Annotated in this window: 21 protein-coding genes and 1 riboswitch; of the genes, 3 read left to right on the plus strand and 18 right to left on the minus strand. The window is 62.7% G+C overall.

Annotation, left to right across the window (positions count from 1 at the left end; translation table 11 throughout):
* Window positions 1–5: 5 nt before the first annotated feature.
* The 4 genes from RWK44_RS07580 to RWK44_RS07595 all read right to left on the minus strand — a co-directional run bounded on the left by RWK44_RS07580 (window position 6) and on the right by RWK44_RS07595 (window position 3,468).
* Window positions 6–1,292, minus strand: coding sequence for a beta-ketoacyl-ACP synthase (locus RWK44_RS07580; protein ID WP_003540471.1), 1,287 nt, complete (start codon window positions 1,290–1,292; stop codon window positions 6–8).
* A gap of 12 nt (window positions 1,293–1,304) precedes the next feature.
* On the minus strand, window positions 1,305–2,510 hold the full coding sequence (locus RWK44_RS07585) for a beta-ketoacyl-ACP synthase (protein WP_168321652.1): 1,206 nt from the start codon (window positions 2,508–2,510) through the stop codon (window positions 1,305–1,307).
* Window positions 2,507–2,989, minus strand: a complete 483-nt coding sequence (locus tag RWK44_RS07590) for a 3-hydroxyacyl-ACP dehydratase FabZ family protein (protein ID WP_003540474.1) — start codon at window positions 2,987–2,989, stop codon at window positions 2,507–2,509. The genes RWK44_RS07585 and RWK44_RS07590 overlap by 4 nt, the downstream gene beginning before the upstream one ends.
* A gap of 200 nt (window positions 2,990–3,189) precedes the next feature.
* Window positions 3,190–3,468, minus strand: coding sequence for an acyl carrier protein (locus tag RWK44_RS07595; RefSeq protein ID WP_003540486.1), 279 nt, complete (start codon window positions 3,466–3,468; stop codon window positions 3,190–3,192).
* Window positions 3,469–3,897: 429 nt separating this feature from the next.
* Here RWK44_RS07595 and RWK44_RS07600 point away from each other — a divergent pair, with 429 nt between their 5' ends.
* The gene (locus RWK44_RS07600; RefSeq protein ID WP_222061066.1) at window positions 3,898–4,620 is read left to right on the plus strand and encodes a Crp/Fnr family transcriptional regulator; all 723 of its coding nucleotides are present in this window, start codon (window positions 3,898–3,900) and stop codon (window positions 4,618–4,620) included.
* Between the two features lie 9 nt (window positions 4,621–4,629).
* On the opposite strand, the gene RWK44_RS07605 is transcribed toward RWK44_RS07600, so the two are convergent.
* The 12 genes from RWK44_RS07605 to cobU all read right to left on the minus strand — a co-directional run bounded on the left by RWK44_RS07605 (window position 4,630) and on the right by cobU (window position 17,886).
* Window positions 4,630–5,058 carry a L,D-transpeptidase gene (locus tag RWK44_RS07605; protein ID WP_168321650.1) on the minus strand — a complete coding sequence of 143 codons (429 nt, stop codon included), beginning with the start codon at window positions 5,056–5,058 and terminating at the stop codon, window positions 4,630–4,632.
* Between the two features lie 139 nt (window positions 5,059–5,197).
* Window positions 5,198–5,398, minus strand: coding sequence for an ECs_2282 family putative zinc-binding protein (locus RWK44_RS07610; RefSeq protein WP_168306413.1), 201 nt, complete (start codon window positions 5,396–5,398; stop codon window positions 5,198–5,200).
* A gap of 93 nt (window positions 5,399–5,491) precedes the next feature.
* Window positions 5,492–6,472 carry an adenosylcobinamide-phosphate synthase CbiB gene (gene cbiB / locus RWK44_RS07615; RefSeq protein ID WP_316028623.1) on the minus strand — a complete coding sequence of 327 codons (981 nt, stop codon included), beginning with the start codon at window positions 6,470–6,472 and terminating at the stop codon, window positions 5,492–5,494.
* A complete protein-coding gene (locus RWK44_RS07620) occupies window positions 6,469–7,554 on the minus strand; it encodes a threonine-phosphate decarboxylase (RefSeq protein ID WP_221998039.1) in 1,086 nt (361 codons plus the stop codon). Before RWK44_RS07620 ends, cbiB begins: the two co-directional genes overlap by 4 nt.
* Window positions 7,551–8,858: a cobyrinate a,c-diamide synthase gene (locus tag RWK44_RS07625; RefSeq protein WP_221998037.1), complete on the minus strand. Its 1,308-nt coding sequence runs from the start codon at window positions 8,856–8,858 to the stop codon at window positions 7,551–7,553. The genes RWK44_RS07620 and RWK44_RS07625 overlap by 4 nt, the downstream gene beginning before the upstream one ends.
* On the minus strand, window positions 8,855–9,694 hold the full coding sequence (gene cobA / locus RWK44_RS07630; RefSeq protein WP_221998035.1) for a uroporphyrinogen-III C-methyltransferase: 840 nt from the start codon (window positions 9,692–9,694) through the stop codon (window positions 8,855–8,857). Before cobA ends, RWK44_RS07625 begins: the two co-directional genes overlap by 4 nt.
* Before the next feature lie 327 nt (window positions 9,695–10,021).
* On the minus strand, window positions 10,022–10,975 hold the full coding sequence (locus RWK44_RS07635; RefSeq protein WP_131664921.1) for a nucleoside hydrolase: 954 nt from the start codon (window positions 10,973–10,975) through the stop codon (window positions 10,022–10,024).
* Between the two features lie 70 nt (window positions 10,976–11,045).
* Window positions 11,046–11,465: a cobalamin biosynthesis protein gene (locus tag RWK44_RS07640; RefSeq protein ID WP_131665055.1), complete on the minus strand. Its 420-nt coding sequence runs from the start codon at window positions 11,463–11,465 to the stop codon at window positions 11,046–11,048.
* Window positions 11,466–11,524: 59 nt separating this feature from the next.
* The gene (gene cobO, locus RWK44_RS07645) at window positions 11,525–12,160 is read right to left on the minus strand and encodes a cob(I)yrinic acid a,c-diamide adenosyltransferase (protein WP_077978430.1); all 636 of its coding nucleotides are present in this window, start codon (window positions 12,158–12,160) and stop codon (window positions 11,525–11,527) included.
* A 3-nt stretch (window positions 12,161–12,163) separates the two neighbouring features.
* Entirely contained in the window at window positions 12,164–16,303 is a 4,140-nt protein-coding gene (gene cobN, locus RWK44_RS07650) for a cobaltochelatase subunit CobN (protein ID WP_221998033.1), read from the minus strand.
* 4 nt (window positions 16,304–16,307) lie between these two features.
* The gene (cobW, locus tag RWK44_RS07655; RefSeq protein WP_221998031.1) at window positions 16,308–17,357 is read right to left on the minus strand and encodes a cobalamin biosynthesis protein CobW; all 1,050 of its coding nucleotides are present in this window, start codon (window positions 17,355–17,357) and stop codon (window positions 16,308–16,310) included.
* Window positions 17,358–17,361: 4 nt separating this feature from the next.
* Entirely contained in the window at window positions 17,362–17,886 is a 525-nt protein-coding gene (gene cobU / locus RWK44_RS07660; protein ID WP_077978435.1) for a bifunctional adenosylcobinamide kinase/adenosylcobinamide-phosphate guanylyltransferase, read from the minus strand.
* A gap of 332 nt (window positions 17,887–18,218) precedes the next feature.
* Window positions 18,219–18,615, minus strand: a riboswitch (cobalamin riboswitch).
* 254 nt (window positions 18,616–18,869) lie between these two features.
* Here cobU and RWK44_RS07665 point away from each other — a divergent pair.
* Window positions 18,870–20,660, plus strand: coding sequence for a chloride channel protein (locus RWK44_RS07665; protein WP_221998029.1), 1,791 nt, complete (start codon window positions 18,870–18,872; stop codon window positions 20,658–20,660).
* 21 nt (window positions 20,661–20,681) lie between these two features.
* On the opposite strand, the gene RWK44_RS07670 is transcribed toward RWK44_RS07665, so the two are convergent.
* Window positions 20,682–21,938 carry an adenylate/guanylate cyclase domain-containing protein gene (locus tag RWK44_RS07670; protein ID WP_221998027.1) on the minus strand — a complete coding sequence of 419 codons (1,257 nt, stop codon included), beginning with the start codon at window positions 21,936–21,938 and terminating at the stop codon, window positions 20,682–20,684.
* Window positions 21,939–22,241: 303 nt separating this feature from the next.
* Between RWK44_RS07670 and RWK44_RS07675 the strand changes: the two genes are divergently transcribed.
* Window positions 22,242–22,811, plus strand: a complete 570-nt coding sequence (locus tag RWK44_RS07675) for a hypothetical protein (RefSeq protein WP_131663536.1) — start codon at window positions 22,242–22,244, stop codon at window positions 22,809–22,811.
* Window positions 22,812–23,057: 246 nt separating this feature from the next.
* Here the strand turns inward: RWK44_RS07675 and RWK44_RS07680 are convergent, their stop codons facing one another.
* A complete protein-coding gene (locus RWK44_RS07680) occupies window positions 23,058–24,515 on the minus strand; it encodes a cobyric acid synthase (RefSeq protein ID WP_131663769.1) in 1,458 nt (485 codons plus the stop codon).
* Between the last annotated feature and the right edge of the window lie 359 nt (window positions 24,516–24,874).

A 24,874-nucleotide genomic window follows, 5' to 3' on the forward strand; every position in this document is an offset into this window, starting at 1 on the left:
ACCGCTTAAGCCGGTTCAAGCGCCATGACAAGGCTGGCATTCTGCCCGCCGAAGCCGAAGGAGTTGGAAAGCACGGCTGAAACCTGGGCTTCCCGCTTCTTGTTCGGCACGACATCGAGAACGATCGACGGATCGGGGTTGTTATAGTTGATCGTCGGCGGCAGCGTCCCGGTCAGCATCGTCTGCAGCGAGAACACCGCCTCGACGGCGCCCGCCGCCGTCAGCGTATGGCCGATCATCGACTTGTTGGACGACACCGGAATGCCGACGAGCCGATCGCCGAACACGGCCGACATCGCGCCATACTCCATCTTGTCGTTCTCCGGCGTCGAGGTGCCGTGCGCATTGATGTAGCCAATGCCGCTCTCGTCGATGCCGGCATCGGCAAGGGCCGCGCGGATCGTCGCAATTGCCGGGCCGCCATCGGGCGACGACCGGGTGCGGTGGAAGCTGTCGGCCTTGTCGCCGGCGCCCTTCATGATGCCGAGCACCTTGGCGCCGCGGGCAACTGCTGATTCCAGCGATTCCAGCACCAGGGTCGCAGCGCCCTCGGCGATGACGAAGCCGTCGCGATCCTTGCTAAACGGCTTGGAAGCCTTGGTCGGCGGATCGTTCTGCGTCGAAAGGGCTGACAGCAACGAGAAGCGGATCAGCGCTTCGGCACTCAACGATCCGTCGGTCGCGACCGTCAGTGCGCGATCGGTGCGGCCTTGGCGGATCGCCTCGATGCCGAGCTGGATCGCCGTGACGCCGGAGGCGCAGGCGGTCGACAGCGTGACGGGAAGGCCGCGGGTGCCGAACCGGTCGGCAAGGCGCTCGGAAATCGCACCGAACAGGGCCGCCTCATGGAAGGCCGGATCCGGACGCTGACGCAGCGCCGTCAGGAAGCGCTCATAGGCATCCCCCGGATGGTCGGAAGCCGGCGAACGGTCGGCAAGCTCGAAACGCGCGCTCCATTCCGGCTCGATCGGCGGGGCGGCGAGGAACAGCGGGCCGTTGAAATCGCCGGAAAGGCCAGCATCGGCAAGCGCCTCGATCGTCGTTTCGCGGGCGAAGGCATAGGAGCGCTCGACGGCATTCGGCACCGGGATGCCGATAAAATCGACGGTGCCGGCGATCCGCGTCGACAGTCCCTCGGTCGGGAATCGATTGATCTCGTGGATGCCCGACGTGCCTGACGAAAGCGCTGCCCAGTTGTCGCTGAGGCCCTGACCGAGCGAGGTGATGATGCCCATGCCGGTAACAGCCACGATCGGACGGCCGAGGTGATCTCTATAAGCGGAAGCTGTCATATTTCTCACTCCTCACGCATCTGCGGAAAGAACGGCAACGCCCTCGCCGCGCTGGTGTCCGACCGTGGTCACGACGGCAGCTGTGGCGCCTGCGCGCATCGGCGCCTCATGGGCGGCATCGAAGGGCGGAACCTTGGCCTTACCGTCGACGGCAAGGGCGGCAAGCGCCAGACCCAGCGTGAACTGCGTCTCGATAGTGTGGCCGGTGACGCCGCCGAAGCCGCGGATTGCGACGTCGGGCAATTGATGTTCGAGCACCGCCCGCTCGCGGGCGGCAAGATCGTGCATGCCGGTCGATCCGGAAAAGATCGCCGTGCTCTCAGTGGCAAGCCCGGCAGCCGGCGCCAAAAGCCGCTCCAGCCGGACTTCGAGATTGCCGGAATTGCGGTTGCCGCGGTCACCCTCGACCGCGTCGATGACGGCATAGATATGGGCGCCGCGAGCTCTAGCGTGTTGGCGCGATTCCAACACCAGGAAGGCGCCTGCCGAACCGGTGATCATGCCGCCGCCGTCGCTCGGCCTGCGCGACCAGAGCGGCACCCAGTCGCCGCGCGCATGGGCGCCGATCGCTTCGGTGAGCAGGATCATGTCAGGCCGCTCGGCCGCGAAGGCGCCTCCAACAAGCGCATGCGAGGATTCGCCTGATTTGATGCGGTAGAAGGCGGTCTCGACGGCGGATATGCCGGCCGCTTCCTCGCCCATGAAGGTACGCGACGAGCCGGTGACCTTGTGCACGATCGAGATGTTACCGGCGAGCAGGTTGGAGAGCTGGGCGAGGAACAGTGTCGGCCTCAGCTCGGTCGTCAGCTTCTCGTTGAGCAGCAACTCGCGGTCATTGCGCTTCAGCGCTTCGTCGACGATCAGTGTGTCAACATTGATGTCGCGCTCGCCGCCGCCGGCCGCCACGATCATGTCCATCGTGCCGCAGGCTTCGATATCATCCTTGAAGCCGGCATCGTCGAGCGCAAGGCCGGCGGCGAAGACGCCGATGCGCTGCCAGTTCTCCATCTGGCGTTGATCGCCGCGCTTGGCGATCTGCTGCGACCAGTCGATCTCGGGCAGCGGATGCACCGGATAGGGCTTGAACTTTTCGGTCTCGACAATCGCCTTCGGCGTGCTCGCGGCCGAAAGCAGCGCGATATGCGCATCCTTGCCGACGCCCTGACAGGTGACGATACCGATGCCCGAGATAACGACGTCGTTTGCAGCCTTGCTCATCCAATCACTCCCTGCGCCGCGATCGCTTCGAGAAGCCCGATCTCGCCGGCACGTTTCTTCACGATATCGCCGAGCGGCACCTCGGAAAACGGCATGGTGCGCAGTTTCAGCTGCGCATCGCAGACCTTTTTGCCGCCGCTCGTGATTTTAGCCTTGGTGACCGCGAAACCCGAACCGTCATGCTCCAGCACCGCCTCGATGTCGAGCACGGCTTCCGGTTCGACGAAAGTGCGCATCTTGGCGCCGTCGACGGTCATCAGGAAGGGCATGGCGGCAAAATTGGTGACGGCAAGCACCAGCATGCCGGAGGCCTGGGCCATGGTCTCGATCAGCAGCACGCCGGGAACGAGCGGCATGCCGGGGAAATGACCCTCGAAGACGGGGCTCTTCGCCGGCACGACGGATCGCGCCTTAAGCGTGCCCTTCTTCAGGTCCACCGCTTCGACGCGGTCAATCATCTGGAAATATTCCAGCAGCATTCGGATCCTCCGGCCCGACAGGCCAGATCCGCCCGCCGGTGACGCCTAAAGCGCGTCTGGTTCGCACTTTAGGTCTTTGTTTTTATGCATGCCGCCCAAAACCGCTGCGCACTTTTGGGCGGCATGCACTAGTTAGGAACGAAACCGCCCGGCCGCCATATTCAGGGCGGCAGGGCGTTCAAAAAAGACTTTTATGGCGCTCAGGCCTTGGCTGCTTTGAGCTCGTCGATCTTGGCGCAGAGGTTCTTCAGCACGAAGTATTCTTCGGTGGAAACCTTGCCTTCGTTGACTTCCTGCGTCCACTTTTCGAGCGGGATCTTGATGCCGAATTCCTTGTCGATCGCAAAGACGATGTCGAGGAAATCGAGGCTGTCGATACCGAGGTCGTCGATCGTATGGCTCTCCGGCGTGATCGTCGCGCGGTCGATCTCGCTGGTTTCTGCAATAATGTCGGCAACTTTATCGAATGTAGCGGTCACGCGCTGTACCTCATGAAATGACAATTTAAACCCCTCATAGGCAAATCCTTTTCAAAAGCCAATGCTTTCGTCCCAGCGCTGCGGCAATTTGCCGGCTGGGTGTTGCCTAAACAGCAATGGAATGCCGGCCTTTGCCGTCACCCAGGGCGCGAGACGATGCCGCTGCAGAAAACCCGTTCGCCCACCGGGCGAAGAAGCCCTCCGAATCAAACCCGCGGACGGCCTCTTCTCGGCGCAAGCGCTTCGGGCGTAGCCATGGCATGGAAACTTTGATCTGGATCAACTCGCGATCCCGGCAAAATTGATAATCATCAAGCCGCGCTGGAAGAAATCGGGATAGCCGAACCCGCAATCGCGGCGTAATCGTCTACGGTATGCCTGGCATGCGCAGCTACGCCCGGCACACGCGGATTTCGAAGGGATCAGGGTATGGACGTCGCACACAGTGGGGTTCTCGAGGTTGGCATCCCCGTCGCCTGCCGTTCCTGCCAGGCGCGGCACGGCGTCGTTTGCGGCGTACTGTCGAGCCTTCAATTGAAGGACCTCGGCCGCCACTCGCTGCGCCGCAAGGTCGATGCCGGCGGCGAGATCATCGCTCAAGGGTCGGAAAGCTCGTTCTATTCGAATATCATGTGCGGCGTGGTGAAGCTCTGCAAAGTCATGCCGGATGGGCGCCAGCAGATCGTCGGCCTGCAATTCGCCCCCGATTTCGTCGGCAGGCCCTTCGTGCGCGAAAGCACGCTCTCGGCGGAAGCCGCGACCGATGCCGAAATCTGCGTCTTCCCGCGCAACCTGCTGGACCGCATGATATCGGAGACACCGGAACTGCAGCGCAGCCTGCACGGTCAGGCGTTGCGGGAACTGGATGCCGCGCGCGAATGGATGCTGACGCTCGGCCGGCGCACCGCGCAGGAAAAGGTCGCAAGCCTGCTCCACCTCATCGCCACCCATGCCGAACCGCAGACGCCCACGAGCACCGCCTTCGACCTGCCGCTCTCCCGCGCCGAGATCGCCGATTTCCTGGGGCTGACGATCGAAACCGTCAGCCGCCAGATGACCAAGCTGCGCAAGCGGGGCGTGATCCGCATCGAGAACAACCGGCATATCGTCGTCCATGACATGGATGAGCTGGAACGGATGATCAGCGCATAACCCGTTCGGTTAGCGCGTAATGACCACGCGGGTATTGGCAAGGCCGGCCTGCCGCGTCAGCGAGAAGAACTGGGCGGCATTGTCCGGATGCAGGCGAACACAGCCATGCGAGGCCGGCCGGCCCAGGCGCTTCAGGTCGAAGGTGGCGTGAACGGCATAACCGCCGTTGAAGAACACAGCATACGGCATCGGCGCATTGTCGTATTTCCTGGAGCGGTGATCACGCGACAGCCACTTGGCGCTCCACGAACCGGTCGGCGTGACATAGCCGTTGCGCGCAGTCGAAACCTTCCAGCGATACTTGACGAAGCCGTTCTCGGAAACAGTCATCGTCTGCTTGCCGATGCTGATATTGGCTATCAGCGTTGCCGCCTGAGCGGCAACAGGAGAAAACTGCAGCAATAAACTTGCGGCCGCAGCCGCCAAAATCGTCTTCATCATAGCCCCTCTTCGAACACACGCAGCTTAATTGCGCCCTCACGAAAGAGAGACTACGGCAATACTTATTAGATTGCTTTAATCCGAATGGTAATCACAATTTTAACGGCGCATGGCAGCAAGCGGGTGCGCCGCAGGCTTATTGAAGCTTGCGCTTCGCCCCAGCCTGATTGAGCCCTTGGTAGGCCTTGTTCATCTTCTCGCGGATCGAGGCCATGGTGCCGAGATTATGGCCGCAGGCGGCACAGGTGATGATGTCGGTCTCCCGGATCTCGGGACGCTCGAACTTCATCTTGGTGCTCTTGCACTTCGGGCACGGTAATTCAATCTGAACTGTCATCGCTCTGCTTCCGGTCTGGTGGAGGTAGGAGGCGTTTCGCATAAACGTTTGAGTGGGAGCTGTCTACCGAGGCGTGGTCGTACCGTGCCGCCTCTACAGAAAACACAAGAAAAGCCCGAACGTCACACCGGCGAGCACCATGCAGCTGGCGTAGAACACCGATACGCCGTCCTCGATGTCGCCTGAGGTCGCCACGTCGCGGCCGGTGTCGTTGATCATCGGCTCGGCCACGATGACGCCGCCATAGATGCGCGGCCCGGCGAGCTGGACATTCAGCGCGCCGGCCATGGCCGCCTCCGGCCGGCCGGAATTCGGCGAACGGTGCAAGGCCCCGTCGCGCATCGCCACCCGGATCGCCTCGCGCCCGGCGCTTGTTCCCCGCCGGATCCAGGCGCCGGCAGCGATCAGCAGGATGGAGAGCCGGGCGGCCGGCCAGTTGGCGATATCGTCGAGGCGGGCGGCGGCCCAGCCGAAATCGATGTATTTTTCCGACTTGTGGCCGATCATCGAATCCGCCGTGTTCAGCATCTTGTAGGCGAAGAGCCCTGGCAGGCCGAAGACGGCATACCAGAGCGCCGGCGCCACGACGCCGTCGGAGAAATTCTCGGCAAGGCTTTCGATCGCCGCGCGGCAGACGGCTGGCTCGTCCAGCGTCTCGGGATCGCGTCCGACGATGCGGGAAACGGCGGTCCGCCCGCCGGCAAGCCCCTCGTCGCGTAAGGCGACGGCGACGGCCGCGACGTGATCGGCAAGGCTTTTCTGCGCCAGGAAGATCGCCACCAGCCCGGTCTCCAGCAAGATGCCGGCAAGGCCGAACAGCGCGAAGAACCGGTTGAACACGAAGCCTGCGGCCACCGCCAAAAGAAGCAGCGCCATAATGGCGGCGATACCGTTCATTCGGCGTTGCGAGCCCGTGAGGCTTGCCGGGTTGAGCTGCTGGTCGGCATAGGAGATCGCTGCACCGAAAATGACGACGGGATGCGGCATCCGCGACCACAGCCATTGCGGATCGCCGGCGATACGGTCAAGCAGCAGCGCCAGCAGCAGTACGAGAAGGTTTTCGTCGATCGTCATCGCTCAAATCTCTGAAGGGCTTCGCCAAGCCGCCTGTCTGCCGCCGGGTCAGGCGTCAGCCCGAAACGCAGCCAATCCGGCGCATAGTCGAACTTGCGGACGAGAATATGATGGCGGCAGAGATGCGTGTAAATGTCGCCGGCTCTCGCATCGGCGACAAGGGTGAAGAGTGCCGTCCCTCCTGAAATCTGCAACCCGGCGCCCTTCAGTACGTTATGCAGGCCGGCGCAGCGCTCATCGATGCCGCCGCGAATCGGAGAAACGTCCGAGCGCAGCAGTGAACCTGCAATCGAAAGAGCCGGGCCGGAGACCGCCCAGGGGCCGAGCCAGTCGTCGAAACGCGCAAGAATATCGTCCCGCGCAATGGCAAAACCGAGCCGCAGGCCAGCAAGCCCGAAGAACTTGCCGAAGGAGCGAAAGATAATGAGGTTGGAAAGCTGCGGCGCACGGGATGTAAGGCTCGGCGCCGGATCAGTATCGCCGAAGGCCTCATCGACGACGAGAAGCCCGTCCGCTGCTTTCATCCTGTCATGCAGGGCAATCAGCGTTTCGGTCGGCCATATCAGCCCATCGGGATTGTTGGGATTGACGACGATAGCCAACCGATGCCCACCGCCGATCGCGGCAATATCGCCGACCGCATCGACGGCAAACCCCACAGAGGCGAAGGCGCGGGCATATTCGCCGTAGGTCGGCGATACCACGGCAATTTGGTTGTCCGTCACGGCGACCCTGTTGTCCGCCACGGCAATCTTGTTGTCCGTCACGGCGACCCTGTTGTCCGTCACGGCGATCCGTCCGCTCGGATCAACGAGACGCGGCAGAAGCTGGATGACCGACTGCGTACCCGGCACCGGCAGCGGCAGGATCTCACCGCTGCCATAGTAGTCACGCGCTGCACGCCTTGCCTCATCAAAAAGATGCCGGTCCGGCAGGCGATGCCAGGCTCTTGCCGGAATATCCGGCAGAGCGACGGGGCACGGGTTGATGCCTGTGGAAAGATCAAGCCAGTCTTCCGGCCTACCACCGAAGGCGGCGGCAGCGGCGGTGATGCCGCCGCCATGGGCGATCGGTGCGCTCATCCGGCAGCTCCGGCGAGATCGATCAGGTGCATGTAGGAGCCCGCTACCTGGTCGCGCCGGAGCCCGGCAGCCCCCAGATCGGTTCCGAGCGCATCCTGCACCTGAAAAAGCCGCTTGCCCTCGCCCTCGGAGACGACGGTTGAATAGTGGAATTCATGGGCCGTCATCATCCGCGCGAAAAAGGCGCCGTCGAGCGGCACAACACGGCGATAACCGAGATGGCGCTTGCGCTCGGCATAGCTCGTGACGACGGGCAGCAGGCCGAGCATCTGATGGCGCTTGCCCTCCGCGTCGATCAACCCGTCGCCGAGCACCATGTAGCCGCCGCACTCGCCATAGATCCGGATGTCCCGCGCTGCCGCATCGAGCATGCCGGCGCGGAAATTCTGCGCCTCGGCGAGCCGTCCGGCATGCAACTCGGGATAACCGCCGGGCAGATAGATCGCGTCGGCATCCAAAGCCGGCGCCTCGTCGGCGAGCGGCGAGAAGAAGGAGATCGCAGCACCTCGGCGGCGCCAGCCGAGCAGCATATGCTCGTAGGAAAAGGCAAAGGCGACATCGCGCGCCACGGCGATGCGTGCGCCCAGCGGCGGCAGCCGGTCGATATTGGCGGCCGATGGCCGGTTGAGCCCCTGCTTTGCAATGCGCAGCAGGAATTCGAAATTGCATTCCTCGGAGACCGCATCCGCCGCATGGTCGATGAAGTTGTCGAGCGTCGCATGTTCGCCGGCCTGGACGAGCCCGAGATGACGTTCCGGCAGGGAAAGCCCTTTGTCGCTGCCGATGACGGCGATGACGGGCATGCGGATAGCCTCCAGCGCCTGTCGCAGCATCGCCTCGTGCCGTTCGCTGCCGACTTTGTTGAGGATGACGCCGGCGACGCGGACATCGGCGCGGAAGCCGGCAAAACCGGCAACCAGCGGCGCCACTGACTGCGACATGCGCGAGGCGTCGACGACGAGCACCACGGAAAGCCCCAGTTGAGTGGCGAGTTCGGCCGCCGTTCCCTTTCCGTCGGCCGCGCCGTCGAAAAGCCCCATCATCGCCTCGATGACGAGGATGCGGTCGCCGGAACGGTGAAGGGCGGCATTGGCCGAGATCAACTCCGGGCGCATCGCCCAGGGATCGAAATTCAGGCAGAGCGTGCCGCTCGCTGCCGCATGGAAGGCGGGATCGATATAGTCAGGGCCGGCCTTGCCGGGCGCGACCGCGATGCCGCGCCGGCGCAGCGCCCGGAGCAGCCCGAGCGTCACCGTCGTCTTGCCGGCGCCGGAGGAAGGTGCTGCGATCAGGAGGCCGCTCATGCCGTCACCTTGCCGGAACGGCGGAATGGATCGGGTTGCAGGCGCCGTCCGCCGAGGGCGCCGAGCCAGTCGAGCGAGGCCCTGAGCCGCACCACCTCGCCGACGACGACCACGGCCGGCGGCTCCAGGCCGGAGGCGGCAACGGCCTCCGTCGCCTCTCCAAGCGTCGTCTCCAGCACCTGCTGCCGGCCGGTCGCGGCATTACAGACGAAGGCGACGGGCTCGGTCGGCAGCCGGCCGGCGGCGATGAGATTGGCGCTGATCTCGGCGACATGTTTCATCGCCATGTACATGACGATGACGGGCGAACCTCGGCCGATCGCCTCCCAGTTGATTCTGTCGGGCACGATGCCGGAGGAATCATGGCCGGTAAGGAAGGTCACGGCATGGTTGATGTCGCGATGCGTCACCGGAATGCCGGCATAGGCGAGCCCGCCGATACCGGCGGTGATACCGGGCACGATGCGGAAGGGGATATTGTGCTCGACCAGCGTCAACGCCTCCTCGCCGCCGCGCCCGAACACGAAGGGATCGCCGCCCTTCAGCCGCAGCACCCGCTTGCCGGCGCGCGCCAGCTCCACCAACCGCAGCGAGATGTCGCGCTGTTTCGCCGAAGGCTTGCCGCCGCGTTTGCCCGCATATTCCACCAGCGTTTCCGGCCGCGTCAGCGCCAGGCATTCCTCGTTGACCAGCGCGTCGTGGACGATGACGTCAGCCTCGGAAAGCCCTTTGGCGGCGAGCAGCGTCAAAAGCCCAGGATCGCCGGGACCGGCGCCGACGAGCCAGACGCTGCCCGGCTCAAGCGCCGGAAGATGGGAGAATGCGGCATCGATCATGTTGCTGATCTAGGCCCCGCAAAGGGCAAGGTCAACGCCGCGCTCGTCACCTCACTTGAAGTTGCTGAGATGATCGTGACTCACTTCGTGAAGTGTCGGATTCGATTACGCAGAAAAGCCGCGCAACAATATGAATATATTAGAATATTACCCCGAACGGCCAGCCACGGCACGGACTGCTGACAAAGTCGGCCAACTTCTCTTTCGTCATGCTCGGGCTTGTCCCGAGCATCTGCAGCCGGTGCAGCAGATCCTCGGCACACACAAGGCCGAGGATGACGCCGACTAAAGAACGAGGCCTGTCGATGTTGCCGGCCTTCGAGCTTGTCAGGCTGCAAGCAGCGTATTGCGGATGAGGTCCAGGACCCTGTCCGACTCGATGCCGGTGCAGACGATCTGGCTCGGCAAGCCGTCCCAGGCGTCATCAGGCGGAAAACGCCGTGCATCTGGCCTGACGATCGTCTGGCCATCGGCGATGCCGCCGCAGACGACACGCACCGCACCCGATATTGACGAGAACAGCTCCGGCACCACGGCATAGACGCAGGCGCAGCTGTCATGCACCATCATGCCGTCTTCGACCGCATGGCTGTAGAAATCGATGTAGGACTGCGAGAGTGCGTCGAGCTGCTTGACCGCCTTGTCGCCCCTAGCCGCCATCTCGCCGAGATAGCTGCGGCTCATCGTGGTGATTGCGGTGACGTCGAGGCCGATGACGGCGACTTTCCAGGGCGCGGTCATGACGATGTCGGCAGCCTCGGGATCACCGTGGATATTGGCCTCGGCGACCGGCGAGACATTGCCCGGCACATAGAAGTTGCCGCCCATGATGACAACGTCCTTGACCAGAGTCGCAATCTCGGGGTCTTCCCTCAGTGCCAGCGCCAGATTGGTCATTCGGCCGACGGCGACGAGGCGTACCTCGCCCGGATGGGCGCGCACCGTGTCGATGATGAAGCGATACGCCGGCCGCGGATCGAGCGGCAGGTCGACCGTCTCCGGCACGTCGATATCGCCGAGACCGTTATCGCCATGCACCATGGCCGGCCATGGCCGCTCCGCGCGCGAGGAATCGATGGTGACGCTGGCGCCTTTGGAAACGGGTGCCGGAATATTCCACTCGCTCTTGAGGAAGAGCGCATTGCGCGTCGTCGTCTCGACCGAGGCGTTGCCGAAGACCGTGGTGATGCCGAGAAGGTCGATTTCGGGATGACGGTGCAGGAAGAGAAGCGCCATGGCGTCGTCGACGCCAGGGTCGGTGTCATAAATGACCTTGTGCATGAGATATCCTCTAGATGTGAACCGTGAGGCTGCCGGACGGCGCCGCGAATTGGCGCCAACATAACGCCGATCAGGCTTTCTGCAACCCGCTGCGGGCCACTGCCGCCGTCGCATGTGCAGATTTGATCTTGGCGACAGCAAGCTCGGCATCCGGCCCCGCCGCAGCCAGCGCCGCACCCTCGGCGACACCATGGCAGCCGACGCGGGCAAAGACGATCGCGGAGGGATTCGCGAGCCGCGGCGTCTCCTCTTCCAGCCGCCCGGCGGCAAAGAATACCGCCGGCACAGAGAAATGGGCGGCGACTGAAAGCACCGCGGGCTCGTTCGTGCGGCTATCGATCGAGGCGACGGCCGCAAGGGCCTCCCCGCTGACCCCGGCCTCGCGAAGCGCCTGTTCGGCTAGCGCCAACACCTCCTGTGCCGACGTGCCGCGCTCGCAGCCGAGCCCGAGGACGAGGCGCCGGACGGCGTCGAATTTCACTTCACCCATGATGAACGCCCCACCACCAAGGTTTTCGCGCACTATCGACATCAACAAGTCCCGGATGTTTAGAACTCCACACCCGGCTGCCCTTTGATGCCGGAGCGAAAGGGGTGTTTGACGAGCTCCATCTCGGTCACCAGATCGGCGATTTCGATCAATTCTTCCTTGGCGTTGCGCCCCGTCAGCACGACATGCGTCATATGGGGCTTCTCGCTCTTCAGAAAGGCGACGACTTCGTTGATGTCGAGATAGTCGTAGCGAAGCGCGATATTGATCTCGTCGAGCAGCACCATGGAATTGCGCTCGTCGCGGATCAGCTCCTTGGCCTTTTCCCAGGCGGCGGAGGCTGCGGCGACATCGCGGGCGCGATCCTGCGTTTCCCAGGTAAAACCCTCGCCCATCGTGTGGAACTGGCAGAGATCGGAGAAATGCTTCTCGATCAGGTCGCGCTCGCCGGTCCACATCGCGCCCTTGATGAACTGCACGACGGCAGACGGCTTGCCATGGGCGATGTGGCGGAAGATCATCCCAAAGGCAGACGAGGACTTGCCCTTGCCCTTGCCCGTATGGACGATGATCAGCCCCTTGCCATCCGTCTTGGTGGCCATGATTTTGTCGCGCGCGGCCTTCTTCTTCGCCATTTTCTCGGCGTGGCGTGCATCATCCTTGCCGGTTTCGTTTTCCGGGATCTCGTCACTCATAGCTCACCTCATTCTGTTGTTTGCAGCCAGGTGGAACCGGGCCGAATTGCTGCGCGGCGTCCAGAGGCTGCGTTCGATCGCCTCGCACAGCCGCTCTCTCATTTCGTCGAATGCCGCAGGGTTCTTCTCGATCATGAAGTCGCGCACGCCGGCATCGGCGACAAAGGCTTGGTAGACGGCCTCGAAATGATGTTCGCCGACTGCGCCCGTCGTCGCCGAAAAGGCGAAGAGATAATCGACCGTAGCGGCGATCTCGGCAGCGCCCTTGTAGCCGTGACGCATGACGCCCGCGATCCATTTCGGATTGACGACGCGCCCGCGCACGACCCGGCCGATCTCCTCCTCCAGCGAGCGGATCACCGGCTTTTCCGGTCTGGAATGGTCGTTGTGATAGATCGAAGGGCGCGCGCCGGCGAGCTGTTCGGCCGCCGCCGCCATGCCGCCCTCGAACTGGTAATAATCATCGCTGTCGAGCAGGTCATGCTCGCGATTGTCCTGGTTCTGGATCACAGCCTGCACCGAGCGCAGCCGCTCCTCGAACAGGCCGCGTTCGGCCTTGCCCTCCTCGCCGGCACCATAGGCATAGCTGCCCCAGACGAGATAGGCCTCGGCGAGATCGGCGCGCCGCTCCCAGCCCTTTTCGTCGATCAGCGCCTGCAGGCCGGCGCCATAGGCGCCGGGCTTCGAGCCGAAGACGCGGTAGGCCGCCCGGCGCTTTGCCGAGACCTCGTCCACGCCGGCGGCGCCAAGCCTTGCCGCCTCGCCGTGCATGCGTGTTGCGATCGGATTGTCGGTCTCGTCCTCTTCAAGCGCGCCGACGGCACGGATCGCCTTGTCGAACAGCGCGATCTGCTCGGGAAAGGCATCGCGAAAGAAGCCGGAGATCCTGAGCGTCACGTCGACGCGCGGCCGCCCGAGCATCGCCGGCGGAATGATCTCGTAGCCGGTGACACGGCGCGAGCTCATGTCCCAGAGCGGCTTGACGCCGATCAGCGCCAGGGCCTGGGCGATATCGTCGCCGCCGGTGCGCATGTTTGACGTGCCCCAGGCCGTCAACCCGAAGGAGACTGGCCATTCGCCGTGATCCTGCACATAACGGCGCACCAGCAGTTCGGCGGATTTCTTGCCGAGCTCGTAGGCCGCCGGCGTCGGCACGGCGCGGCTGTCGACCGAATAGAAATTGCGGCCCGTTGGCAAGACATCCGGCCGCCCGCGCGTCGGCGCACCCGAGGGTCCGGGTGCGACGAAGCGGCCGTCGAGCCCTTTGAGCAATCCTTCGATCTCGGCCGAGCCGCAGGCGAGGATGGAGGGCTTGAGGCGGATCTCGATCTCGGAGAGCACCAATCTGCTTTGGGACCAGAGGGTCGGGCACTCCATTTCACCGGAAACGAACTTTGCCGCCAGCAGTTCGATGCGCTCGACGGTATCTCCGTTGGTTCGCCATGGGGCATCGAGGATATCGGCGAGAATCTCAGGTCGCGGTCCGGTCCAAACGGCGGCCATGTCGGTGTCGAGAGGGTCGAAAGAAGCCCCCTCCCCAACCCCTCCCCACAGGTGGGAGGGGCTTGCAGGATGCGCCGTCTCAACATCAGCTTTGGCAACTGAGTCTGCCGCAAGCGCGGAGGTAAGTCCCTCCCCCTTGTGGGGAGGGGTTGGGGAGGGGTTTTTTACCTGGCGAAGGGGTGAGGCGTTTCCGAACGCATCCACCGCAATCGCCCGCTGCAAACTCGCATCCCCACCCTCACCCAGCCCGCGCGGCACCCGCGCCAAAGCCACGGTGAGGTCCGTCAGCAGCCGCCCCTCTGGCGACACACCGAACACATGCAGTCCATCGCGGATCTGCATTTCCTTGAGGTCGCAGAGATAGGCGTCGAGCTTCTTCAGCGCCTCGCCCTCGCTTTCGTCCTTGGCGATGCCGGCATCACGGTCGAGGCCGATATCGGTGACGAGATCGAGGATCTGACGGCTGAGCAGACGGATGCGGCGGGGATCGCCGCCGGAGGCCTCGTAATATTCGTCAACCAGCGCCTCCAGATCCTTCAGCGGCCCATAGCTTTCGGCCCGCGTCAAAGGCGGCGTCAGGTGGTCGATGATGACGGCCGCACTTCGGCGCTTGGCTTGCGTGCCCTCGCCTGGATCGTTGACGATGAAGGGATAGAGATGCGGCAACGGTCCGAGGATCGCCTCAGGATAACAGCTTTCAGACAGCGCCAGCGCCTTGCCGGGCAGCCATTCGAGATTGCCGTGTTTACCCATGTGGATGATCGCATGGGCGCCGAATTCGCGGCGCAGGAAAGCATAGAAGGCGAGATAGCCGTGCGGCGGCACGAGATCCGGCGAATGATAACTTTCCTTCGGATCGATATTGTAGCCGCGCGCCGGCTGGATGCCGACGAGCACGTCGCCGAAACGTGTAAACGGCAGGGCGAAGACGCCCTCGCGAAAATACGGATCGTCTTGCGGGCTGCCCCAGCGGGCGCTCACCTCATTCTGAATCTTATTGGGAAGAGATTCCAGGAAGCTGTTGTAGCGACTCAGAGAAAGCGTCTCGCGGATGATTTTTCCGTCAGAACCGGAATTGGTCGGCCCTTCCATCAGGTGGCGGATCAGCGCGTCGCCGTCGGCCGGAATGTCAGCGACCGGATAACCCGCCGCCCGCATGGCGCGAAGCACCTCGATGGTGCCGGCCGGCGTATCCAGGCCGACGCCGTTGCCGAGCCGACCGTCGCGGTTCGGATAATTCGCCATGACGAGCGCGATGCGCCGGTCGCCCACGGAAGTCTTTCGCAGCCGTGCCCAATTGGCGGCAAGCTCCGCCGTATAATGCACCCGGCCGGCATCGGCCTGGCTGGCGACGATATTGGTCTCGACCCGCGCGTCGTAGCGGGCCGCCGTCTTGAAGGAGATCGCCCGCGCCAGCACCCGACCGTCGACCTCGGGAAGCGCCACGTTCATGCCGAGATCGCGCGCCGACAGGCCTTGTGAGGAAGAGAGCCATGCCTCCCTCGACGAGGCCGACAGGATCGCCTGCAGCACGATCGCCTCATTCGCCTCCAGCACCGTCGGCTGCCGGTCCGCACCCGGTGCCGAGACCGCAAAGCCCGTCGTGTTGATGACGACATCGGGTTTCAGCGTCGAAAACACGCTTTCGAGAATGCCTGTCGAAACCGGATCCTTGAGGCTATAGGCAAAGACCGGCAGCGGCCGGAGGCCAAGTGTCGTCAGCGCCTCGATCAGAGCTTCGATCGGCCCGGTCTCGCCGCTTTGGACGAGGGCGCGGTAGAAGCTGATGGCGACGATGGGAGATGCCTGTTGCGTCGAGTTCGTAGTACCCCCCTCTGTCCTGCCGGACATCTCGCCCACAAGGGGGGAGATCGGCAAGTCGCTTGAGCTTCCCACAAAAGAAACGTTGGAGGATGCCGCACCTTCGGCCGAGGAGATGGAGCGAGATCTCTCATCCTCGATCTCCCCCCTTGTGGGGGAGATGTCCGGCAGGACAGAGGGGGGTGTCTCAAGCTCGACCGACAAAGGGACAGCCACACGCGAAGATACCTCCGCAGCAACAACCCGCCGCCACTCCTCGACCCCGATCAACCCCCGCCCCGGCCACCAGATACCCGCCTTCATCAGTGGCACGGCCGGCGCCGGCTTCTCGGCGCCCGACAGCATCGCCCCGGCATAGTCAAGAAAAGCCTGCGCGTTGGCATCGCCGCCCTCGATCAGATAGGCCCAGAGCGCGTTGAGGTCGTCGAGCCCGATATTCGAGAAAGGCACAAGCCCCGCATCCGGCCTGGCGTCGCCCGGCAGCACCGCGATCAGCGCACCGGCGCGCGCTGCTGCCGCATGCAGCGCCTCCAGCGCATAGTGGAAATAGCTGGCGCCACCGAGCGCACGGACGATGATCAGCTTGGCATGCCGCGCCGTGCGCTCCACATAGGTATCGACAGACATCGGGTGCTTGAGGCTCATCAGGCTGGCGAGCCGGAGCGAAGGCCCCGCCCCGCGCTCGCGATGGGCGGTTGCGATCGCGGCAAGCTCGCTGTCGGCAGCCGACAGGAACAGGATATCGCCCGGCGTCTGCCCAAGGTCGATCGCCTCCTCGCCGTCACTGATCGTTCCCTGTTGAGCCAGAAGCAGATGCATCGGGTTAGGCCAGCGCTTCGATCGCCGCTCTCACCGCGTCCTGATCCATTTCGTGCAGGCCGATGACGACAAGGCGTGTGGCGCGCCTTTCGCCAGACGTCCAGGCGCGGTCGAAATAATGGTCGATGCGGCTGCCGACGGCCTGGAGCTGCAGGCGCATCGGCTTGCCCGAGACATCGACGAAACCCTTGAGGCGCAGCACGTCATGGGCTGATATGATGCCTTTCAGCGCTTCGATGAAGCCGGCCGGATCGGCAATGGGTCCAAGCTCAACGACGAAGCTGTCGAATTCGTCATGGTCGTGCGGCGCACCATCCTCATGCTCCAGCTCGTGATGCGACTTGCGATTGGCAACATCGTCCTCGGTGCCGATGCCAAGGCCGAGCAGGATGCCGGCCGACACCTCGCCGTTCCGCGCCTCAATCATCACAGGCTTGCGCACAGTGCGGGAGGCGACCTCGTCGCGTACCCTGACAAGGCCGGCGGCATCGATCAGGTCGGTCTTGTTGAGCACGATGAGATCGGCGCAGGTCAGCTGATCCTCGAACAGCTCCTCGATCGGGCTTTCATGATCGAGCGATTCATCCTCGGCGCGGCGCGCATCGACGGCATCATGGTCGTCAGCGAAACGGCCGGCGGCAACGGCAGCGCTGTCGACCACCGTGATGACGCCGTCGACGGTCACCTGGGTGCGAATGTCGGGCCAGTTGAAGGCGGCGACCAGCGGCTGCGGCAAAGCAAGACCAGAAGTCTCGATGACGATATGGTCGGGCCGCTGTTCGCGTTCGAGCAGCTTCGTCATCGTCGGAATGAAGTCGTCCGCAACGGTGCAGCAGATGCAGCCATTGGTCAGCTCGATAATGTCCTCCTCGGTGCAATTCTCCGCACCGCAGCCCTTCAGCACGTCGCCGTCGACGCCGAGATCGCCGAATTCGTTGATGATCAGCGCGATCTTCTTGCCGCCGGCATTGGTGAGCAGGTTGCGGATCATCGTCGTCTTGCCGGCGCCAAGAAAGCCGGTGATGACGGTTGCGGGAATTTTTTGCTGGTTCATGGACTTAACCCTTCATTTTCAGCGGCAGGCCTGCCGCGATGAAATAAACTTCGGCGGCCTTCGCCGCGATCGATTGGTGCAAACGGCCGGCATGATCGCGAAAATCCCGCGCCATGCGATTGTCGGGCACGATGCCGAGACCGACCTCGTTGGAAACGAAAACGAGCCGTGCTTTCGCGGCGGGAAGGAAATCGGCAAGGGCGGCAAATTCCGTCGCCATGTTCCGCTCCTCCATCATCAGATTGGTGACCCAGAGCGTCAGGCAATCGATCAACACGATGCGCACTTCGCCGTCGATGGCGGCGAGCTTGCCGACCAGATCGAGCGGCTCTTCATGCGTTGTCCAGGACGGACCCCGGTCGGCCTTGTGTTGGGCGATGCGCGCCTGCATCTCCTCGTCCCAAGCGCGGCCGGTCGCGAGATAGTGGCGATCGAGGCCGGTTGCCGTGACGAGGTCTTCGGCGAAACGGGATTTGCCCGAGCGTGCGCCGCCGAGGATGAAGACGGTGTTGGATGGGGCGTCCGTCATGCGCAAGCGGCCTCCAGAAGAAACGCGGCGTCGCCCCACTCTCTTCCCTCATTCCTGTGCTTGTCACAGGAATCCAGCCGCGGCGCGTCCGCGCCGTGAATGACTCTATGCCCCCGTGAAATGATTCTTCTGTGCCCAAGGACTTGGGCACGCTGGATTCCTGTGACAAGCACAGGAATGAGGGAGGAGAGGAAAGTGCGTCCCAAACACACCGGGCCAAGAGGTGCCGAAAAGGCACCTCCCCGTCGCGCCGCACCAGGCCACGCCGAATTCAATCGTTCAGCCAAGACAACCTCCGTGCTGGCAACGGGCATAGTGCCCAGGGTTAGGCTTCTCGCCCGGCACGCATGGCAGGTCTCCTGGCTCGCGGTTATCGGCCGCGATCGGGGCAGACCGGAAACCGGTCGCCCTGATCGTGCCAGCGGATCATCCTCGCCTTCCCGGCCGCATCAGTGAAAAGGTGGACGATTCGTAGACTTGAGAGGCGTCCGACCCCGGTTGATCACCATGCATATCCAGTGGCTTTTCCGGCACACCACCTGTCCCGCCCGCTTGCATTATTGCAAGCTGTCAGCCGGAAGGGCTTAGTGCCGGATGGAAGACCCTGACCGCTCTACAGTCGCGGGGTCGGCTGTGATGAAGGCGCCCGGCTTGGGTCCGCCCCGTCACATTCCCTTTTCATCCGGAAGGGCGTAACACCGATCCGGAACCATCCGTTATGTCAGGATGGTCAGTCGACCATCCGTTATCGGGATGGTTAGGCAAGCGCAGGGGTGAAGTCAACCGGGCTCGGCGGTCGACCAGTTGACGGCCACCCGGTATGGCCTGCTCCAACACGACTTACTCTACCTAAAACATCGTCATTTATCAGAGACTTACGTCACAAATATTTATCCCGCCCGCCGGGTTTTCGCCGCAATTGCGTCGCAAGCGGACTGCGCCTTCGCCCTTGACCGGGCCTCTCCCTGCCTAGTTGTCTTGCCATGCTTATGAAATTGGATCGGCGCCGTTTCCGCGCGCTGCGCGTTTTCTTCGATCCGGGACGCCTGCGGGCTCTGACCCGGCGCAGCGAGGTCGGCCTGTCGCTGGCGGGCGCCGTCGTCGGCATCATCTCGGGTCTCGCCGTCACCGGCATGAGCTACGTCTCCAACGAGCTGCATCAGTTGGTCTTCGGCATCGCCGACAGCGAAAGATTGAGCTCCTCCGAGATCGAGAACAAGCTGCTGCTGCTCACCGCCCCCGTCATCGGCGGCGCCCTGCTCGGCCTGCTGCTTTTCGTGCTGGCGAAACGGCGCAAGAAGCCGATGGTCGACCCGATCGAGGCCAATGCGCTGCATGGCGGCCGCCTGTCCCTGACCGACAGCATCATCGTTGCCGTGCAGAACCTGATCTCCAACGGTTTCGGCGCCTCCGTCGGCCTGGAGGCCGGCTATACCCAGCTTGCCGCCGGACTCGCCTCGAAATTCGGCCTGAAGCTGCAGCTTCGCCGCTCGGACCTGCGCACCCTGGTTGGCTGCGGCGCGGCGGGCGCCATCGCCGCCGCCTTCAACGCGCCGTTGACCGGCGCCTTCTATGCTTTCGAGCTGATCATCGGCACCTATACGATCGTCTCGCTGACGCCTGTCGTCGTCTCCGCCCTTGTCTCCACCTTGGTCGCAAGGCTGCTCGCCGGCAGCGATTTCACCATCGATATCGGCAGCTTCGGCTCGGTCGTGCCGGCCGATTATGTCCCGGCGCTGCTGCTCGGCGCTTTCTGCGCCGGTGTCGGCATCCTGATCATGCAGGGCGTCGCTTTTGTCGAGGAGCTCGCGCGCAAGAGCTCGATCGCCCCGCCCTTCCGCCCGGCTCTCGGCGGCATCATCGTCGGGCTGTTGGCGATGATCTCGCCGCAGGTGCTCTCGGCCGGTCACGGCGCGCTGCATCTCAACCTTTCCCACGAGGTGGCGATCCCGACGCTGATCGGCCTCTTCCTTTTGAAATCCTTCGCCTCGGCGATCTCGATCGGCTCCGGCTTCAGGGGCGGGCTGTTCTTCGCCTCACTGTTCATGGGCGCCCTGCTCGGCAAACTCTTCGCCTATTGCGGCCCCTATTTCGCCGATGCGACGCTGACGCCCGTCATCTATGCCGTGGTCGGCATGAGTTCGCTTGCCGTCGCCGTCATCGGCGGGCCGCTGACCATGACGTTCCTGGCGCTCGAAATCACCGGCGATTTTCCGATCACGGCGCTGGTGCTCGCCGCCGTCATCACCTCCTCGCTCGTCGTGCGTTCGACCTTCGGCTACTCCTTCGCCACATGGCGCTTCCACCTGCGCGGCGAAAGCATCCGTAGCGCCCATGATGTCGGCTGGATCCGCAATCTGACGGTCGACAAGCTGATGCGCGCCGACGTCAAGACGGCAAGGGCGGGCATCTCGCTGGAGGAATTCAAGCAGGCCTTCCCGATCGGCTCGACCCAGCGCGTCATCCTCGTCGAGGAGAGCGACAAATATGCGGGCCTTGTGCTGGTGCCGGAGATCTACGCCAATCCGACCGATGCGCAGGACGAGGGCAAGACGCTTGCCGATTTCATCCACTACCGCAACGATTTCCTGCAGCCGCAGATGAATGCCAGGCAGGCGGCGGCGATCTTCGACAAGAGCGAAAGCGAAGCGCTCGCCGTCGTCAACAACCTGATCGAACGCAAGGTGATCGGCCAGCTCAGCGAAAGCTACACGCTGCGCCGCTATAGCGAAGAACTTGACCGCCGCCGCCGTGAGGTCTCAGGCGAGATCTGAGCAAGTCGGAACACTCCGTCCTCAGTCGGTGCCGGCCAGCTTGAAGACGTTGACCGGCTTCGAAACGCCGCGCAATTCGAAGGAGCCGAGACATTCGCTGGCAACGGCAGAGGTGACGGCGAAACTCTCCGACATCAGCAGATGGTGCCCGAGCACGCCGCAGAGTTTTTCGAGCCGCGAAGCCTCGTTGACGGCGCTGCCGATCACCGTGAAATCAAGCCTGCCGCGTGCGCCGATATTTCCGTAGAAGACCTCGCCAAGATGCAGCACGACATCGACGCCGATGTCAGGACCTCCATCATTCCTCCGCTGACCATTCAGCACCTTGTTGGCTTCTAGAATATTCCTTGCGGAAGCCAGTGCGGCCATGCAGGCCTTTTGCGGATCTTCAGCATCGGTCGGAAAGATCGCCAGCACGCTATCGCCCATGAACTTGAGGATCTCGCCCGAATTTTCCTCGACATGCCAGCCGATCAGCTCGAAATGTTCATTCAGAAACCCGGCGATTTCGCCCGACTGATAAACCTCGGTCAGCGCCGTGAAGTTTCTCAGGTCCGCAAGCAGGATCGCAGCATTGATCGCCCCTCCCTTTCCCCTCTGAATATCGCCTGCAAGGATGCGTGCACTTGTTTTGGCGCCTGTATAGACGGCAAGGATATCCGATGCGGTTTTCGTTGCCGCGATGCGATAACAAGCCAGCCCCAGCGCCGGGAAGAGCTTCGCGACGATCGCCAGTTGGTCATCAGAAAATCCGCCCGGCCTGTCGCTTGTAAGAGACAGACTGACCCCGCGCAGCGCAGCCTCCTTCGGAAACTCCAGCAGGCTGACCAGATGATCCGTGCCGCCACCATGCGCGAATTCCGCAAGCTGTGGGTAGTCATCGACACCCTCACCCTTGGCGATGTTCCATCGACCTGACGTTTCGCCACGGCCCAAAAGAAAATAGATCGGGGTCTTCTCGAAATTCAGCACTGCCGCACTGCCATACTCGGCATTCTCGATCGTGGTCGCACCGCCGCGCACGAAATTGGCCGAGACGCCGCCATACATGGGATGAATAGACGGCATTGAGATGCTTCCCCGCCAGATCGGAAAGCCATCCGCGATCAGTCGATCGCACAATCCAGCTATCAGCTCGCCAATATGCTCGGCTGTGATTCCATGTTCTATAAGCCACTGAATATGATTGCTAATTTCCGAACCTCCAAGTGACCGACGCGGTTTATGGTCGGACATCGGGCAAATGGACGGCGATGACCAACCGGGGCGTTGCCACATCAACCAATAGTCGAGTCAGGCAGATATTTCTAGCCACTGACTCCGCCAACGACAACCGCAGGGTAGACGAAGAGGGAATGACACCTGCCTTTACCGTCATTCGCCTGCCGACGAGAAAGCAATGCAGAGTGCCGCAGAAATGAAAGACGATGCGCAGATATTCCGACTAAACGAGCAGGTTGAGAAAGACTTCGATGAGCCCCGATAGAATTTGACCAGCAGCGCGGTCACTTCGGCTCAGGCTGTTGACTGTTGAGTTACTTCGGTATTGTGAAACGGTCCCGAAATCGCAGAGGGTGGAAAATGAAATCTGGATTGCTCATCATCGCTCTATCCGCGCTGCTTGCAACGGCTTTGAACGCCGCGGAGGACGAAGCCCTGCCACCTTATTTCGCTCCACTTATAGCGGGACAGGGAGGCGAGATCGAAGCATGCCACACCGCAATCCTGGCACGTGATGGGTTGGACTCCCCTGCTTGTAGTTCTACGCGATGGCTGATTTTGTTCACACAAAAGAAGGCGAAAGTCGCCGCTCGCGACTACCATGACAAAACAGGTTTCAAAGAGATTATAAGCAAACTCACCCAAGCAAGAAACGGAGGACGGGTGTCTATGCGATCGTCGGCTCAAACGCAGCAGATTATTGACAACTTCAGGACCGTTGTTGGCGTAGCTCGATCTGAGTTGAAGGATGATAAAGTCTCGCACTGCTTGGCAGATATCAGATACAACAATGATCCCTCCAGCTTATACTGTGATTATGCGCTCGCGGTTATCAATCTTACGCTTTCCGCACTCACCGAGACACCTGCCATTAGGATGCGGCGAGAGGACTTGGCCGCGGTTCTGGAACAAGCGCTTCCGGTGAGATAATTTTTCGATCAGATTATTTGCGCGTTCGCTAAGCTGTCGAATCGTACGGGAAGCCCTATAGACACGACGCTGGAGAGGGCCTGTATGAACTGAACCGCTCCCAAACGTTGGACCACCCGAAGCTAGAGTTTTCCGGCATCAACCTGGGAGCAACCAAATGCCTGACAATCAAAATGAAGCGCCGGCCGTCAAGCCTTCCAGCGGGTCATCAAAGCGAATTTTGGGAATCCCAAAAGCACGCACTTCCTAGCCGAGCAGCCCGGCCAGCCAGCGCGGATCGAGATGACGTTCCAATTCCCCGGCGACGTCGTCGAGCGCCTGCTCGACGCTCTCGCGGTAATTCCGCCGCTCGCCTGATAGACCGAAGCTTTCAAGCAGCCGGGCGCGGTAGGTGTCGCTGCCGAAGAGCCCGTGCAGATAGGTGCCCATGATCCGGCCGTCGGCCGACAGCGCCCCGTCGGGTGCGCCGTCGATGATTGCCGAAGGCCGATCGCAATCCGGGCCGCGGGTGATGCCGAGATGGATCTGGTAGCCGGCAAGCGGCGCGTCATCATACTCGGTCGAGTAGGCCTGGCTGTTGCGCACGGTCTTTTCCGGCGCCATCTCGGTTTCGGTGTCGAGCAGCCCAAGCCCCGGCGCCTCGAACGTCCCGCCCTCGATGCCGAGCGGGTCGTGCACCATGCCGCCGAGCATCTGGTAACCGCCGCAGATGCCGATCACCCGGCCGCCGCGCCTGACATGTGCCTGGAGATCGCGGTCCCAGCCCTGCGCCCTGAAGTCGGCGAGATCCGATATCGTCGATTTCGAGCCGGGAAGCACAACGAGGCTCGCATCGGCAGGGATCCGCTCGCCTGACCGCACGAAGACCAGCTCGACATCTGGCTCGCTCCTCAGCGGATCGAGATCATCGAAATTGGCGATACGTGGCAGCACCGGCACGGCAATCTTCAGCGCGCTCGCGCCGCCCCTCGCCAACCGCTCGAGCACGACCGAATCTTCAGCCGGCAGCCGCGCGGCACCAGATAGCCACGGCACGACGCCGAAGCACGGCCAGCCGGTGAAGCCTTCAATGGCGCGGATGCCGTCTTCAAACAGCGAGACGTCGCCGCGGAACTTGTTGATGATATAGCCCGCAATCATCGCCCGGTCGCCATCTTCGAGGATCGCATGCGTGCCGACCAGCGAGGCGATGACGCCGCCGCGGTCGATATCGCCGACGAGCACGACCGGCACGCCGGCACGCGTCGCAAAGCCCATATTGGCGATATCGCCGGCCCTGAGATTGATCTCGGCCGGCGATCCGGCGCCCTCGACGATAACGAGGTCGGCACCCGCAGCCACTTTTTCGAAACTTTCGAGCACGGCGCCGAGCAGCTCGGGCTTCAGCCGCTGGTAGTCCCGCCCCTTCGCCTGTCCGAACACCCTGCCCTGGACGATGATCTGGCTGCCATTCTCCGATTGCGGCTTAAGCAGCACCGGGTTCATGTGCACCGAGGATGGCGTGCGCGCAGCCAGCGACTGCAGCCACTGCGCCCGGCCAATCTCGCCGCCGTCATCGGCGACCGCCGCATTGTTCGACATGTTCTGCGGCTTGAATGGTCGGACCGTCAGGCCGCGATTGGCCGCCAGCCGGCAGAGCCCTGCGACCAGCACCGTCTTGCCGACATCGGAGCCGGTTCCCTGCAGCATGATCGCTCTTGCCATGGTGGCCCGCATTCGCCTCTCGTTCAGGCGAGGCCTACAATGGGCGGCGATCCCGGGTCAAGACTCGGCCTAAAGTTCCGTCCTGCAAACGCGAAAACCGCGCATGGCCTTGGCTCTGCGCGGTTTGCCGAAAAACTCAGGCGTCTTCGCCCTTACACGGCGAAGCTCGCTTTCTCCGGTACGCACTACCTGAACCGGAGAAGCGGCGGTCATTGCTGCCACGACCCAACTGATAACGGTACATTCTTACCGGAGAGTTATTGAAGGCTTACGCAAATGTTAATTTTGATCTTTTTTGACATTCTGGCCGAAATTTCTGCCGAAGATCCGCTGCCGATCGCCAAGAGCGTGCTTTTCGC

It is taken from the genome of Rhizobium sp. 25PS6, from assembly GCF_032464655.1.
Classification (GTDB): Bacteria; Pseudomonadota; Alphaproteobacteria; order Rhizobiales; family Rhizobiaceae; genus Rhizobium; species Rhizobium laguerreae.